This is a genomic window from Nitrospirillum iridis, assembly GCF_014205765.1.
Taxonomy (GTDB): Bacteria; Pseudomonadota; Alphaproteobacteria; order Azospirillales; family Azospirillaceae; genus Nitrospirillum; species Nitrospirillum iridis.
Genome location: NZ_JACIIZ010000006.1, coordinates 22,091 through 35,189, shown reverse-complemented (window position 1 = coordinate 35,189; position 13,099 = coordinate 22,091). Strand labels below are relative to the sequence as shown.

Here is a 13,099-nt window from a genome sequence, read left to right as displayed (position 1 = left end):
GCTCATTCGATATTCTGGACCTGTTCGCGGAACTGCTCGATCGTCGCCTTCAGCGACAGGCCGATGCGGGTCAGTTCCACGTCGGCGGACTTGGAACAGAGGGTGTTGGCCTCGCGGTTGAATTCCTGGCAGAGGAAGTCCAGCCGGCGGCCCACGGCACCCCCCTCGGCCAGCATGTCGCGGGCCTGGGCGATGTGGGCGCGCAGACGGTCCAGTTCCTCCTGCACGTCGGCCTTTGCGATCAGCAATGCCGCTTCCTGGGCCAGGCGCTCTTCCGGCAGGGCGGGCACCGCCTCCAGCAGGGCCTGGACCTGGGCCTTCAACTTGTCGCGCAGGGCCTGCGGCTGCAGCGTCGCCGTGTTGGCGGCGGCCTCGGTCAGCGAGGCGATCTCCTCCAGATGGCCGGCCAGCACGGTGACCAGGCGGGCGCCTTCGGCCAGGCGGGCGGTGGACAGCGCCAGGATGGCCTGGGTCACGGTCTTGCCGATGGCGGCCTCAAGCGCGGCGCGATCCTCCGGCTGTTCCGCTTCCTCGCCCGTGTCGATGACGCCCCGGATGGCCAGCAGGGCATCCAGCCGGGGTGGGGCGGCGCCGGCCCCCTCGATCTCGCGGGCCAGTTCCAGCACCTGGGCCAGGAAGTCGCGGTTCAGGCGCAAGGGGGCGGTGGTGGCCGTGCGGCTGACGTTGACGTTCAGGGTGATGTTGCCGCGGCGGATCAGGCGGCTCACCTCCGCGCGGGCCAGGGCTTCAACGCCGTCCAGGCCGGAGGGCTGGCGGGTGCGCAGATCCAGCGCGCGGCCGTTGACGCTTTTCACCTCGACGATCCACGAGGCGGCGCCGGCCGCCCCTTCCGCGCGGGCGAAGCCGGTCATGCTGGCGATGGGGGAGGGCTTGGTCAAAGGGCGGGTCCCCATGAGGGTGAGGGAGAAGGACGGGGGACGGAGGCATCGGGCCCACGCTGCCGGCTGGACCGGCGGCGAGACATGCTGCATCGTCTGAGTGCCAAGGGTTATAGCCCGTGGCGGCGGCCACAAACAAGCGAGGGTCACAACACCGTGGGGCGGGCCACGGGGACGGTGATCCTTGACGGGGTGGGCCCGCCGGACGGGACCGAGCGATGGGGGACGGGTTGCAGTCGCCGAACAGTATTCTGATCACCGGCGCCTCCAGCGGCATCGGCGAGGCCTTGGCCCTGGCCTATGCGGTGCCGGGACGTCAGCTGTGGCTGACGGGGCGGGACCAGGGCCGGCTGGACGCCGTGGCCGAGGCCGCGCGCGCCAAGGGCGCCCGGGTGACGGCGGCGGCACTGGACGTGCTGGACCGCCCGGCGCTCAGCGCCTGGATCCAGGCGGCCGATGACGGTGTGCCCATCGACCTCGCCATCGCCAACGCCGGCATTTCCGGCGGCACCGGCGGGGGTGGCGAGGGCATGCTGGGCGAGACGGAGGAACAGGCGCGCCGCATCCTGGCCGTCAACATCGAGGGCGTGCTGAACACCATCCACCCCCTGATCCCCCGCATGGTGGCGCGCAAGCGGGGGCAGTTGGCGCTCATGTCCTCCCTGGCCGCCTTCCGCGGCATGCCAGGGGCACCCGCCTATTGCGCGTCCAAGGCGGCGGTCCGCTCCTATGGCGAGGGCCTGCGGGGGGAGCTGATGGGCAAGGGCGTGCGGGTCTCCGTCATCTGCCCCGGATTCGTGCGCAGCCGCATGACGGCGGTGAACACCTTCCCCATGCCCTTCCTGATGGACGCGGACAAGGCCGCACGCATCGTTGTCCACGGCCTGGCCGCCAACCGGGCGCGCATCGCCTTCCCCTGGCCGACCTACGCCGTGTCCTGGCTGCTGGGCGTGTTGCCACCGGGGTGGACGGACGCCCTACTGGCCCAGGCGCCGCGCAAGGCTTAAGGCGTCAGCCCGGCCACGGCGTTGGCCAGCCGGTCCAGTTCACCCTCCCTCGTCAGGTAGCTGACGGAGGCGCGGGCGATCTCCGTCAGGCCGCGGGCCGTCATGTCCAGGGGGGTGTAGGGCACGCCGTTGGCGCCCAGCGTCAGGCCCTGGTCCGCCAGCCGGGTCCGCACAGCCGACCCCGTCAGGCCGTCAACGGTGAAGGACACCAGGCCGCTGCGGGTTTCGGGATCGCCGATATCACGGATGGTGACACCGGGAATGGCGTCCAGGCGGGCGCGCAGTTCCTGGGCCAGATGGTGGATGCGGGCGCGGATCGCGGCCACGCCCAGGTCTAGCGCTAGATTCAAGGCCGCCCCCAGGCCCAGCAGCAAGGCCACGGACGCCTCCGCCGATTCCAGCCGGCGGGCGTCGTCGCGGGGCGATACCGGGCTGTGGTCTGCCCCCCAAGGGGAATTCCAGGGTGCTGACTGCACGTCCAGCCAGGCGGGCGCGACCTTGTCCAGGAAGTCGTGGCGGACATACAGCAGGGCGGTGCCGCGCGGCCCCCGCAGATGCTTGCGGCCCGGTGCCTTCAGCATGTCGCAGCCCAGGGCCGCCACGTCCACCGGGATCTGGCCCACCACCTGGGCGGCGTCGATGACATAGGGCACGCCGGCCGCCCGCGTCACCCGGCCCACCGCCGCCGCGTCATTGACCAGGCCGCTGTTGGCCGCCCCCCAGGTCAGGCTGACCAGCCGCACACGGTCGTCGATCAGGCCGGCCAGGGCGTCCGCATCGACGCGCCCATCCTCGAGGCTGGGGATGACCTCCACCGTCGCGCCGGCGCGGGCCGCCTTGTCGTGCAGGGTGGTCAGGTTGCCGCCCCATTCCTGCCGGCCGACCAGGACGCGATCGCCGGCGCGCAAGGGGGGCAGGCTCGCCACCGCCATGCCCCAGGCGACCGACCCGCCGGTGGCGAAGGCGATCTCCCCCGGGGCGGCGTTCAGCAGGGTGGCCGCCGCCGCGCGGGCCTTGGCCACGCCCTCCGCCGCCAGCGCCCCCGCCTCCATGGGGCCCAGGCGGGCCTCCAGACGCAGATGGTCGGTGATGGCCGCCAGGGTTTGGCGGGAGGGCAGGCTGGCACCGGCGTGGTTGAAGTGGACATGGTCTGGGCCGCAGCCCGGCGTGTCGGCCCGCAAGCCCTCGATCTGGTCGTCCGTCAGTCCGGTCATCTCACACCGACAGCTCGACGATGGCCTCGACCTCGACCGACGCCCCCCGGGGCAGGGCCGCGACGCCGACGGCGGAGCGGGCGTGCCGGCCGGCATCGCCGAACACCGCCACCAGCAGATCCGACGCGCCGTTGGCCACCAGCGGCTGCTGTGTGAAGTCCGGCGTGCTGGCGACAAAGACGGTCAGCTTGGCCACCCGGCGCACGGCGGCCAGGTCGTCGCCCGCCGCCTTGACGACATGGGCGATGATGTTGAGAGCGGCCGCCCGGGCGGCGCGCGCGCCGTCTTCCACCGACACGGTGTCCCCCAGCCGTCCCAAGGCGGCGGCGGGGTCTATCTGTCCCGCCACGAACAGCAGGGGGCCAATCCTGGTGGTGGAGACATAATTGCCGCCGGGGCCGGACGGCTGGGGGAGGGTGAGGCCCAGGGCGTGGACCTTTCCGGTGATGCTGCCCGGGGGCGTGGTGGCGGACATGGCGGCGGCGATTCCCTGATGGCGCAATTCATTCGTTCGGGAGACAGCATGCCGGCCCACCCAACCCCTGGCTAATTCAAAGAGGCCGGGGGCGGTGATCGATCTGGCTCATGGGTCGGTGCCTGGCTACAATGGCGTTCATGCGCCTGTCCGCCACCCTTCCGCCCCTGCCGGCCCTGCGCGCCTTCGAAGCCGCCGGCCGTCTGCTGAGCTTCCGCCAGGCGGGGGAGGAGTTGCTGATCACCCAGAGCGCCGTCAGCCATCATATCCGCCAGCTGGAGGATAGCTTGGGCGTCGCCCTGTTCATCCGCCACGCCCGGGGCGTGACCTTGACGACAGCGGGGGCGCGCTACCTGGCGGTGGTGTGCCAGGCCTTCGACCTGATCGCCGGCGCCACGCGCGATGTGCGGGGGCAGGCGGCGCGCCGGGCGCTGAAGGTCAGCATGGTGCCATCCTTCGCCGCCAATTGGCTGGCGCCGCGCCTGGCCCGCTTCGCCGCCGCCCATCCGGACATCGATCTGACCCTGGACCCGACGCTGGACCGGGTGGACGTGGCCGGCGGGGCGGCTGACATCGGCATCCGCTACGGCCCCGGTCCGCAGCCGGGGGACGGGCTGGTGGGCCGCCTGCTGCATATGGATCGCCTGGCGCCGGTGGCCAGCCCCGACCTGCTGCGCCGGGGGCCGCCCCTCCGGGTGCCGGCGGACCTGCTGGCCCATCCGCTGCTGTTCACGCTCCGCCCGTTCGAATGGGACGCCTGGGCGGTGGCGGCGCAGCTAGATCTGCGGGGCGCCCGCACCCTGCAGCTGACCGACTACAACATCGTCTTGCAGGCGGCGGTGGACGGCCAGGGCGTGGCGATGGGGCGCGCGCTGCTGATCGAGGATCGCATCCGGGCGGGGCTGCTGGTGCGGCTGTTCCCCGGCATTCTGGTGGAAACACCCCGCGTCGCCCACTGGCTGGTCTGGGCCGAGGCGCGGACGTGCACGCCGGCCATGACGGCCTTCATGGACTGGATCACCGCGGAGGTGGCCGCCCCCCTTGTGGCTCCCCCCGTCTGAATTCCAGGCCGCGACGGCGGCCGCCGGACCTTTTGGGGCCGGCCGGAGCGGAAGGCAAATTAGGACCTGGTATAGCCCCACACCGCCGCCGGCGGGATGTTGGACATGGCCCAGCCCAGACGCTTGCCCGTCAGGGTCAGGGCCTGCCGGCGCAGGGGGGAGCGCAGGGAATAGGTGAAGGCCAGGAACTGGCGCCCCTGGGGCATCACGGCGTAGGCCTCGTCGATGATCTGGCGCTGGGCCTCGATGGGGATCAGGATCATGGGGATGCCGCAGACAATGGTGCCGACCTTGCCGAGATATTGCGGGGGCAGCAGGCTGCGCACGTCCTTCACGTCGCCGTGCAGCACCGTGACGGTGGGGAACTTCGCCGCCATATAGGCGTGCAGCTCCTTGTCCCGCTCGATGACGAACAGGCGCGAGGCGGGGATGCCCGATTCCAGCAGGGCCCGGGTGATGGCGCCGGTGCCGCCACCATATTCCACCACGATCTCATCAGCCTCCCGCCGCACATGGCGGGCCATCAGCCGGCCCAGCGACGGGGCCGATGGGGTGATGGAGGCGATGGAGACGGGGTTAGCGGCCCAACGACGGAAGAACAGCCAGGCGGGGTTCTCCTGGGCCGGGCTGTGGGGGCGGGGGCCATGCCCGCGCGGGTGGCCGTTCTTTGCGGTTCCCCGCGCGGCGAATTTCTTGCCGTTCAAGGTCGTCTCGGCGCGGTCGGTCGGCATGGCTTAGGCGTTCCTCAGCATCGGCATTCCAGCGGTGGCGCACCCACGATGGGGCGTAGGGCTGTCCAGATCGGTACTCAGGGGCCGGGGGCCCCCGAAACAAGTGCGTGCACGGAACATAGGGGCAGAGATGGCACGCAGCGCCCCGTTTTGCAATGACGGGTGTGTTACACCCCGGTTTCCGTTACGCAATTTCCGATTTGGTCCAAGGGCCGGGGTGCGACGCAGGGGCGCAGGGCCGGTTCCCGGGCCGAATCACGCCCCGGCGGCCATGGCCTGTTCGTACTCCTCCGACAGGATCAGCCAGGTTTCCTCCGCCGTCTCCAGGTCCTTCTGCACCTGGCCCAGCTCGATCTGCAGCTTGGTCACGGCCTCCTTGGGGCCTTGATACAGGGCGGGGTCGGCCAGTTTCTCGTCCAGCTTGGTCTTCTTGGCGCCCAGCTGCGCCATGCGCTTCTCCGCGTCTTCCACCTTGCGGCGCAGGGGGGCCAGCTGCTGGCGCAATTCGGCCGCCGCCCGGCGTTCCTCCTTGCGATCACGCGATGCCGCGGGCGTGGCGTCCCGTGGGGCGCTGTCGCCCCGGCGCTGGTCCAGCAGCCAGGCGCGGTATTCGTCCAGGTCGCCATCATAGGGCTTGCAGGTGCCATCGGCCACCAGCCACAGCTGATCGGCCGTCAGCTCCACCAGATGCGGGTCGTGGCTGATGAGGATGACGGCGCCCCGGTAGCCGTTGATGGCCTCCACCAGCGCCTCGCGGCTGTCGATGTCCAGGTGGTTGGTCGGTTCGTCCAGCAGCAGGATGCCCGGCGCCTCGCGGCTCATCAGCGCGAACAGCAGCCGCGCCTTCTCGCCGCCCGACAGGTCGCGGATCAGGGTGTCGGCCTTCAGCTGGGGAAAGCCGAAGCGGCCCAGATGGTTGCGCACCTGCTGCTCGGTCGCGTTCTTCATGGCGGCCTGGGTCTGCTGCACCGGCGTCCAGCCCAGGGTCAGCTCCTCCGCCTGGTGCTGGGCGAAGTAGCCCACCTTCAGCTTGGAGGAGCGGCGGACCTCCCCACCCATGGCGTCCAGCCGGCCGGCCAGCATCTTGACCAGCGTGGACTTGCCGTTGCCGTTGGCGCCCAGCAGGGCGATGCGGTCCTCCGGGTCGATGCGCAGGTTCAGGTTGCGCAGGATGGCCTTGTCGCCATAGCCCACCACCGCGTTGTCCATGTTGATCAGCGGCGGCGGCATCGGTTCGGGCGAGGGGAAATCGAAGCGGGTGCGGTGCTCCTCCAGCACGGTGATGGCGGGGCCCAGCTTCTCCAGCGCCTTCAGCCGGCTTTGCGCCTGCTTGGCCTTGCTGGCCTTGGCACGGAAGCGGTCCACGAAGTCCTGCATGTGGCGGCGCTGGGCCTCCTGCTTGACCGACTGGGCCTTCAGGTTCTCCAGCTTGGCCGCCCGCACCACCACGAACTGGTCATAGCCGCCGCTGTAGGATGTCAGCTTCTGCTGGTCCAGGTGGATGGTGGTGGTCGGCACCTTGTTCAGCAGTTCACGGTCATGGCTGATCAGCAGGATGGTGTGGGGATAGTTCTTGAGATAGCTCTCCAGCCACACCGTCGCTTCCAGGTCCAAATGGTTGGTGGGCTCGTCCAGCAGCAGCAGGTCGGGCTGGGTGAACAGCACACCGGCCAGCGCCACGCGCATGCGCCAGCCACCGGAAAAATCGGAACAGGGCCGCTGCTGCGCCGCCGCGTCGAAGCCCAGGCCGGACAGGATCTGCGCCGCCCGCGCCTCCGCCGAATGGGCGCCGATGTCGGCCAGGCGGGTGTGGATGTCGGCGATGCGGGCGGGGTCGGTGGCGGTCTCGGCCTCCGCCAGCAGGGCCGTGCGTTCGGTATCCGCCGCCATCACCGTGTCGAGCAGGCTGGTGGAGCCGGCCGGCACCTCCTGCCGCACCATGCCCATGCGCAGGCCCGCCGGCAGACTGATCTCCCCGCCGTCGGGGTGCAGTTCGCCGGCGATCAGCTTGAACAGGGTGGACTTGCCCGTGCCGTTGCGTCCCACCAGGGCCACCTTGTGGCCCTTGGGAACGACGACGGAGGCCTGGTCCAAAAGGGTCCGGCCGGCGATGCGATAGGTGAGGTCGGTGATGGTCAGCATGGCCGCCCTCTTAGCATGGGCGTGGGGCGGCCTGAAAGGGGCGGCCTGAGAGGGGGTGGGGTGTCAGGGGGGTGCCGCCGGGCAGGCCGGCGGCCAGTCCTCCACCCCGCCGCCCGTATCCGCCGGGCGGCGCCAGACGAAGAACTCCCCGCTTTGGCTTCCGTGCAGATCCCGCGCGAACATCAATGTCCGGCCGGTGGGCGAGAACAGCGCGCCGATTTCGGAGCCGGTCGCGTTCACCTCCGGTCCAAGCTGGCGGCGCGGCGACCAGCCTTGGCCGGTCTTGTGGCTTTCATACAGGGTGCGCACGTCCCCCGCCGCGTTTTCCGCCATCAGCACCAGGCGTTGGCCGTCCGGTGAGGGCAAGGCCTCGTACTCATCGTCCGGCCCGTTCAGGGCGGGGCCGGCGTTCTCAACCGTCCAGCCGCCCTGGTTGTCGGGTCGGGCGCGCCAGATGTCGGTCTTGCCGAAACCGCCGGGCCGGTCGGATCCGAAATAGAGCCAGCCGTCGGGGGCCGGGCGGGGGAACCATTCATATCCCGTCGAATTGATCGGTGCCGGCAGCCTTACGGGCTGCCCCCAATGGCCGTCGGCGTCGCGGTCGGCGCGCCAGATGTCCAGGTCCTCCCGGTGTATGCCGTCGGTCGTGCGGTTGGATATGAACCACACGGTGCGCCCATCCGGTGAAAACCAGGGGTCGGCCTCCACCCCGTCGCCGGCGAAGGGGGCGTCCTGCGGCGGGCTCCAGCCGGAGGGGGTGCAGTGGCTGTAGAGGATGCGCCACCCGCGGAACTGCGGGGTGCTGCGCACGAAATAGAGGTCGCCGGTCAGGGGATCGAAAGCTGGATGCGACTCATATTGGTCCGACGCGACACCGGCCGGCGCCCAGTGCACCACCCGTTCGGCTCCCGGGTTCGCCATCGCGCCGACGCAGCTTGCCATCAGGGCGCTGAGGACGACGGGGACATACGCGACGTGGCGACCAAGTCTCATTCGGCTCTCATGGGGCATGGGGGAAGCCGCGTCGCGGCCGGGGCGGTTTCATCTTGCCGTTCGTGTGGGGCACAATCAATCCGGCAATCCAGGCGCATCTCGCCGCCGCCTGCGGGTGGCCAATAAAAAGCAGCCAATTCGATCCCTGGCTGCGTGAGAATTGGCAGATTTTCTAATGTTAGGGATTTTAGCGCTCGGCAGCGGCGGGAGTATTAGCCAGGCACCGGATCGTATTTGCAGTCAGGTGATAGATTTCAGTCTGATAGAACGGTGAATTCTTGGGATCCTGCGTCATATTTGCGCAAGAAGTCGGAAATACGCTCGAATGTCGCGGTGACGGGCGCCTCGGTTTGGTCCGAGGTGGATACCCCGGGCATGAACATCGACCCGACTAAGAGTTTGAACGGGCTCACCGTGACCGGCTGAGCTCTAAAATAGGCGTTTTCCGCCGCTTTGATCTGGGCGATGTTGTCGGTCCTGTAAATCGCTGCCATCAAGACGTCGAGCACAAACTCCGTACAGTTCTGCCGACCAAGGTTATATGGGTTAGCGATAATCGAGTAATGGGGGTCATGCAGAGCAGCGTAGGTCGGTGACGTTATGATGCCCAGGATACGGCTTTGTAGCTCGTCCGATGGTATGATGACGCCAGCATCGAGGGATTGGATACCCGAGAAAAAATCGAGCGGATAATCTTGTACAAGATTGCTGACATCTGGATGTTTGTCATCCTGATATAAATTATACATAGCATATCCGGGAATTGTGTCCCCGCTTTTTGTCTTTATTTGAGAGTAAATGGCAAATCCGACATGGGAGTAGTGAAAGCCTTCCGGAACCTGATCAAGCGGCACCCCGACCCTGCCGACGATTGCCACGCGGACTCCCGTTGCCGCGAGCTCTCTCTCAACCTTCTTTGCGAAGGTCGCGAGTTCAGCCGGTCTAAAATGACTCTCGTCGGTTGCGCCACGGCTACTTGCGCTCAGGCCGGCCGCATCGGCTTTCGAGATGGTTGATGCGGAAATACAAAGGAGGACAAAAGCCCTCGCCCAAAATCCCACCATTTGCCTCTCCATGGCCAACGCATCTGAAATGCGGAACTACTTTTCCAACGCGCGGTCGGGGGGAATGACGGTGATCGTCTGATCGGTAACAGGCAGCGCCTTTCCGGTTGGCGCCGAGGCTGCGTGCGCTGATGCCCTCGCCACGGTTGCGCTCGCGCCACCGACGTCGCCAAGTACAGCGCCGCCTATCGCCAAGGGGACGGAAGCCGCGCCTAAGACCGCCTGTCCCGAGGCGACGACGGCATGCGCCGTGCTGGCGCTTGCCAGTCCACCCGCCTGCGATGCCTGCTTGATGGCGACACCGGCATTCGAGTTGCCGCCAGCGCAGCCTGTGACGGCGATGGCGGCGAAAAGTCCGACGCCCGCCAAGCCAGTGATTTTGATTTTTGACATCTGTCGCTCCGGAGCTAGAATTGAACAACGTTCAAATTTATATACGGATTATGAACATCGTTCAATATATTTTTTGGAGCATCCATGGCCAGACGATCCGATCATTCCCGCGATGAGTTGGCGGCACTTGTGCTGGAAGCGGCGCGAAAGATAGTCGTGGAGGAGGGTGCCGAAGCCGTGACCATGCGCAAGATGGGCGCCCTGATCGGGTATGCGCCCGGCAGCATCTACAATGCCGTCGGTGATCTGGAGGCGGTGCTACGCCAGGTCAACGCGACGACATTGACGGAGATGGCCGATCAACTTGACGCGGTCATGGCCGCCCATGTGCCGGGCACGCTCGAGAACGCCTTGGCGATCGCCGAAAAGTATGTCGATTTCGTCCTCAAGAACCCACGGCTCTGGGCGGCACTGTTGAAGCAACCGCCCCGGCCGGGAGAAGCGGTTCCCGAATCCTATTCTCGTCCGCGCGCGCGATTGATTGAGATTGTCGCCACGGCGATCGCCCCACTCTTTACCGACGCCTTGGCAAGGCAGAAAGCTGTCGTCGCCCTGTGGGCGGCATTGCAAGGCGTTGCATCGCTTGCCAGTGGGGGCAATTACGAGTTTTTCGCCGGAGACATCGACTCCAAGGAAATCGCCCGGTCGATCGTCAGGCGATACCTGACGGGGACTGATTAAAGTTCCCCCGACGTTCACAGAAGCTCTGGCAACCGGTGCCGTTGGAGGAGCAAGAGTCCGCGCTGCGATGGTTTTCAGACGGCCTTGCCGACGGGGCCATTTCAGTACGGCGCGGCGCGGGCCAGATGTTCCGTGCCGTTCGCATGGGAGGGCGGCGCGCATTGGGGTGGCGGGGCGACGTCGGGCGTTGCAGCCCCGCGTGCGCCCGTATATAACGCCGCCACTTTCGAGATTCCGTACTTCAAATTCCAGACTTCAAATCCCAGGAGATCCGGCCATGGCCGTCGAACAGACTTTCTCGATCATTAAGCCCGACGCCACCCGTCGCAACCTGACCGGCAAGATCAACGCCAAGTTCGAGGAAGCCGGTCTGCGCATCGTTGCCCAGAAGCGCGTCCAGCTGTCCAAGCAGCAGGCCGAGAAGTTCTACGAAGTGCACGCCGCCCGTCCGTTCTACGGCGACCTGGTGGCCTTCATGACCTCCGGCCCCGTTGTCGTGCAGATCCTGGAGGGTGAGAACGCCGTGGCCCGCAACCGCGAGATCATGGGCGCCACCAACCCGGCCAACGCCGACGCCGGCACCATCCGCAAGGAATTCGCCGAATCGATCGAAGCCAACTCCGTCCACGGCTCCGACAGCCTGGAGAACGCGAAGATCGAGATCGCCTACTTCTTCGCCGGTACCGAGATCGTCGGCTGATCGCCGGCGTCACGGATGATGATTTAGGAAGCGGCCCCGGGAGTGATCTCGGGGCCGTTTTTCTTAGGGGCAGGATCGCGATGGGGGGCCTCCGGGCTTGTCCGCGCGGGCGATCCGGATTGTGGAGAGGTGGAAGCGATCGGATTTTGCCGCTGGATTAGGCAGCCATGGGGTTGGCGCGAATTCGCGCATTTTTCTGGCCGTGGGCCAAAAAATCCTGACCAAATGGTCAAAATCGTGTCACTCTCCTTCTCATAAATCACGGGCTATAATCGCGGGAATGCCTGGCCGACAGGGGCTGGGCGCTTGTGGGAGAGCGGCTTTGGCACAGCGTCACGACGGCTTCGGCGTCCACCCCTCCATCCCTTTCGCGGCCCCGGACGGTCGCGGGTCCGGAAGCGTGCCCAACAACATGGACGCCTTCTGGATGCCGTTCACGGCCAACCGCCAGTTCAAGAAGGCGCCGCGCCTGTTCGTGGGCGCCAAGGACATGCACTACACCACCGATGACGGGCGCCAGGTGCTGGACGGCACCGCCGGCCTGTGGTGCGTGAACGCCGGCCACTGCCGCCCGGAAATCGTCAAGGCGGTGCAGGACCAGGTGGCGGCCATGGACTACGCCCCCGCCTTCCAGATGGGCCATCCCGGCGCCTTCGAGCTGGCGGCGCAACTGTCGGCCCTGCTGCCCACCGGCATGGACAAGGTGTTCTTCACCAATTCCGGCTCCGAATCCGTGGACACGGCGCTGAAGGTGGCGCTGGCCTATCACCGTGCCCGGGGGGAGGGGACGCGCACCCGCTTCATCGGGCGGGAACGCGGCTATCACGGCGTGGGCTTCGGCGGCATCTCCGTCGGCGGCATCGTCACCAACCGCAAGTTCTTTGGCCCCATGCTGGCCGGCGTCGACCACCTGCCGCACACCCATGACAAGGCCCACCAGGCCTTCACCCAGGGCCAGCCGGAGTGGGGCGCCCACCTGGCCGACGATTTGGAACGCATCGTCGCCTTGCATGACGCCTCCACCATCGCCGCCGTGATCGTGGAGCCGGTGGCCGGATCCACCGGCGTGCTGCTGCCGCCCAAGGGCTATCTGGAAAAGCTGCGGGCCATTTGCGACCGCCACGGCATCCTGCTGATCTTCGATGAGGTCATCACCGGCTTCGGCCGCCTGGGCACGCCCTTCGCCACCGACTATTTCGGCGTGGTGCCGGACATCATCACGGCGGCCAAGGGCCTGACCAACGCCACCGTTCCCATGGGGGCCGTGTTCTTCAAGAACGCGATCTACGACGCCTTCATGACCGGGCCGGAGAACGCCATCGAGCTGTTCCACGGCTACACCTATTCCGGCCATCCGCTGGCCACCGCCGCCGGCCTCGCCACCCTCAAGATCTACAAGGAGGAGGGGCTGCTGACCCGTGGCGCGGACCTGGCGGCGTACTGGCAGGAGGCGGCGCACAGCCTGCGCGGCCTGCCCCACGTCATCGACGTGCGCAATCTGGGTCTGATCGCGGGCATCGAGCTGGAACCCATCGCCGGCAAACCCACCGCGCGGGCCTTCGAGGCCTTCCTGCGGGCCTTCGACAAGGGGCTGCTGATCCGCACCACGGGTGACATCATCGCGCTGTCGCCGCCGTTGATCATCGAGAAGGACCATATCGACCAGATCTTCGGCATTCTGGCCGACATTCTGCGCGACCTGCCGTGAGCGGATTCCCCGCCCACGGGCATGGGCGGGC

At 67.5% G+C, this 13,099-nt stretch carries 13 protein-coding genes; 5 read left to right on the top strand and 8 right to left on the bottom strand.

The window, feature by feature from the left end; translation table 11 throughout:
• Positions 1-2: 2 nt before the first annotated feature.
• Positions 3-872: a YicC/YloC family endoribonuclease gene (locus tag FHS74_RS11845; RefSeq protein WP_184801193.1), complete on the bottom strand. Its 870-nt coding sequence runs from the start codon at positions 870-872 to the stop codon at positions 3-5.
• Positions 873-1,117: 245 nt separating this feature from the next.
• Between FHS74_RS11845 and FHS74_RS11840 the strand changes: the two genes are divergently transcribed.
• The gene (locus FHS74_RS11840) at positions 1,118-1,906 is read left to right on the top strand and encodes an SDR family NAD(P)-dependent oxidoreductase (RefSeq protein WP_246463078.1); all 789 of its coding nucleotides are present in this window, start codon (positions 1,118-1,120) and stop codon (positions 1,904-1,906) included.
• Here FHS74_RS11840 and FHS74_RS11835 read toward each other — a convergent pair.
• Positions 1,903-3,120 (bottom strand): aminotransferase class V-fold PLP-dependent enzyme, encoded by a 1,218-nt coding sequence (locus FHS74_RS11835; RefSeq protein ID WP_184800653.1) that lies wholly within the window; start codon positions 3,118-3,120, stop codon positions 1,903-1,905. The genes FHS74_RS11840 and FHS74_RS11835 overlap by 4 nt on opposite strands.
• Before the next feature lies 1 nt (position 3,121).
• Positions 3,122-3,595, bottom strand: coding sequence for a RidA family protein (locus FHS74_RS11830; protein WP_184800651.1), 474 nt, complete (start codon positions 3,593-3,595; stop codon positions 3,122-3,124).
• A gap of 131 nt (positions 3,596-3,726) precedes the next feature.
• Here FHS74_RS11830 and FHS74_RS11825 point away from each other — a divergent pair, with 131 nt between their 5' ends.
• Positions 3,727-4,656, top strand: a complete 930-nt coding sequence (locus FHS74_RS11825) for a LysR substrate-binding domain-containing protein (protein WP_211106246.1) — start codon at positions 3,727-3,729, stop codon at positions 4,654-4,656.
• A gap of 59 nt (positions 4,657-4,715) precedes the next feature.
• Here the strand turns inward: FHS74_RS11825 and FHS74_RS11820 are convergent, their stop codons facing one another.
• The 5 genes from FHS74_RS11820 to FHS74_RS11800 all read right to left on the bottom strand — a co-directional run bounded on the left by FHS74_RS11820 (position 4,716) and on the right by FHS74_RS11800 (position 9,979).
• Positions 4,716-5,387 (bottom strand): class I SAM-dependent methyltransferase, encoded by a 672-nt coding sequence (locus FHS74_RS11820; protein WP_246463077.1) that lies wholly within the window; start codon positions 5,385-5,387, stop codon positions 4,716-4,718.
• A gap of 255 nt (positions 5,388-5,642) precedes the next feature.
• On the bottom strand, positions 5,643-7,529 hold the full coding sequence (locus FHS74_RS11815) for an ABC-F family ATP-binding cassette domain-containing protein (RefSeq protein WP_184800649.1): 1,887 nt from the start codon (positions 7,527-7,529) through the stop codon (positions 5,643-5,645).
• Positions 7,530-7,592: 63 nt separating this feature from the next.
• Positions 7,593-8,522 carry a TolB family protein gene (locus tag FHS74_RS11810; RefSeq protein WP_211106245.1) on the bottom strand — a complete coding sequence of 310 codons (930 nt, stop codon included), beginning with the start codon at positions 8,520-8,522 and terminating at the stop codon, positions 7,593-7,595.
• Positions 8,523-8,776: 254 nt separating this feature from the next.
• Positions 8,777-9,586, bottom strand: a complete 810-nt coding sequence (locus FHS74_RS11805; protein WP_184800647.1) for a DUF2145 domain-containing protein — start codon at positions 9,584-9,586, stop codon at positions 8,777-8,779.
• A 36-nt stretch (positions 9,587-9,622) separates the two neighbouring features.
• Positions 9,623-9,979 (bottom strand): hypothetical protein, encoded by a 357-nt coding sequence (locus FHS74_RS11800; RefSeq protein WP_184800645.1) that lies wholly within the window; start codon positions 9,977-9,979, stop codon positions 9,623-9,625.
• 84 nt (positions 9,980-10,063) lie between these two features.
• Between FHS74_RS11800 and FHS74_RS11795 the strand changes: the two genes are divergently transcribed.
• The 3 genes from FHS74_RS11795 to aptA all read left to right on the top strand — a co-directional run bounded on the left by FHS74_RS11795 (position 10,064) and on the right by aptA (position 13,068).
• A complete protein-coding gene (locus tag FHS74_RS11795) occupies positions 10,064-10,660 on the top strand; it encodes a TetR/AcrR family transcriptional regulator (protein WP_184800643.1) in 597 nt (198 codons plus the stop codon).
• A 277-nt stretch (positions 10,661-10,937) separates the two neighbouring features.
• Positions 10,938-11,360 carry a nucleoside-diphosphate kinase gene (gene ndk, locus FHS74_RS11790; RefSeq protein ID WP_184800641.1) on the top strand — a complete coding sequence of 141 codons (423 nt, stop codon included), beginning with the start codon at positions 10,938-10,940 and terminating at the stop codon, positions 11,358-11,360.
• A gap of 412 nt (positions 11,361-11,772) precedes the next feature.
• Positions 11,773-13,068, top strand: a complete 1,296-nt coding sequence (gene aptA / locus FHS74_RS11785) for an omega-aminotransferase AptA (RefSeq protein ID WP_184801183.1) — start codon at positions 11,773-11,775, stop codon at positions 13,066-13,068.
• Positions 13,069-13,099: the final 31 nt, after the last annotated feature.

Coding starts and splice junctions, on each gene's coding strand:
- FHS74_RS11825 (WP_211106246.1), top strand. CDS start 3,727: ATGGCGTTCATGCGCCTGTCCGCCACCCTTCCGCCCCTGCCGGCCCTG.
- FHS74_RS11810 (WP_211106245.1), bottom strand. CDS start 8,522: ATGAGACTTGGTCGCCACGTCGCGTATGTCCCCGTCGTCCTCAGCGCC.
- FHS74_RS11795 (WP_184800643.1), top strand. CDS start 10,064: ATGGCCAGACGATCCGATCATTCCCGCGATGAGTTGGCGGCACTTGTG.
- aptA (WP_184801183.1), top strand. CDS start 11,773: ATGGACGCCTTCTGGATGCCGTTCACGGCCAACCGCCAGTTCAAGAAG.
- FHS74_RS11800 (WP_184800645.1), bottom strand. CDS start 9,979: ATGTCAAAAATCAAAATCACTGGCTTGGCGGGCGTCGGACTTTTCGCC.
- FHS74_RS11835 (WP_184800653.1), bottom strand. CDS start 3,120: ATGACCGGACTGACGGACGACCAGATCGAGGGCTTGCGGGCCGACACG.
- ndk (WP_184800641.1), top strand. CDS start 10,938: ATGGCCGTCGAACAGACTTTCTCGATCATTAAGCCCGACGCCACCCGT.
- FHS74_RS11805 (WP_184800647.1), bottom strand. CDS start 9,586: ATGGTGGGATTTTGGGCGAGGGCTTTTGTCCTCCTTTGTATTTCCGCA.
- FHS74_RS11830 (WP_184800651.1), bottom strand. CDS start 3,595: ATGTCCGCCACCACGCCCCCGGGCAGCATCACCGGAAAGGTCCACGCC.
- FHS74_RS11815 (WP_184800649.1), bottom strand. CDS start 7,529: ATGCTGACCATCACCGACCTCACCTATCGCATCGCCGGCCGGACCCTT.
- FHS74_RS11845 (WP_184801193.1), bottom strand. CDS start 872: ATGACCGGCTTCGCCCGCGCGGAAGGGGCGGCCGGCGCCGCCTCGTGG.
- FHS74_RS11820 (WP_246463077.1), bottom strand. CDS start 5,387: ATGCCGACCGACCGCGCCGAGACGACCTTGAACGGCAAGAAATTCGCC.
- FHS74_RS11840 (WP_246463078.1), top strand. CDS start 1,118: ATGGGGGACGGGTTGCAGTCGCCGAACAGTATTCTGATCACCGGCGCC.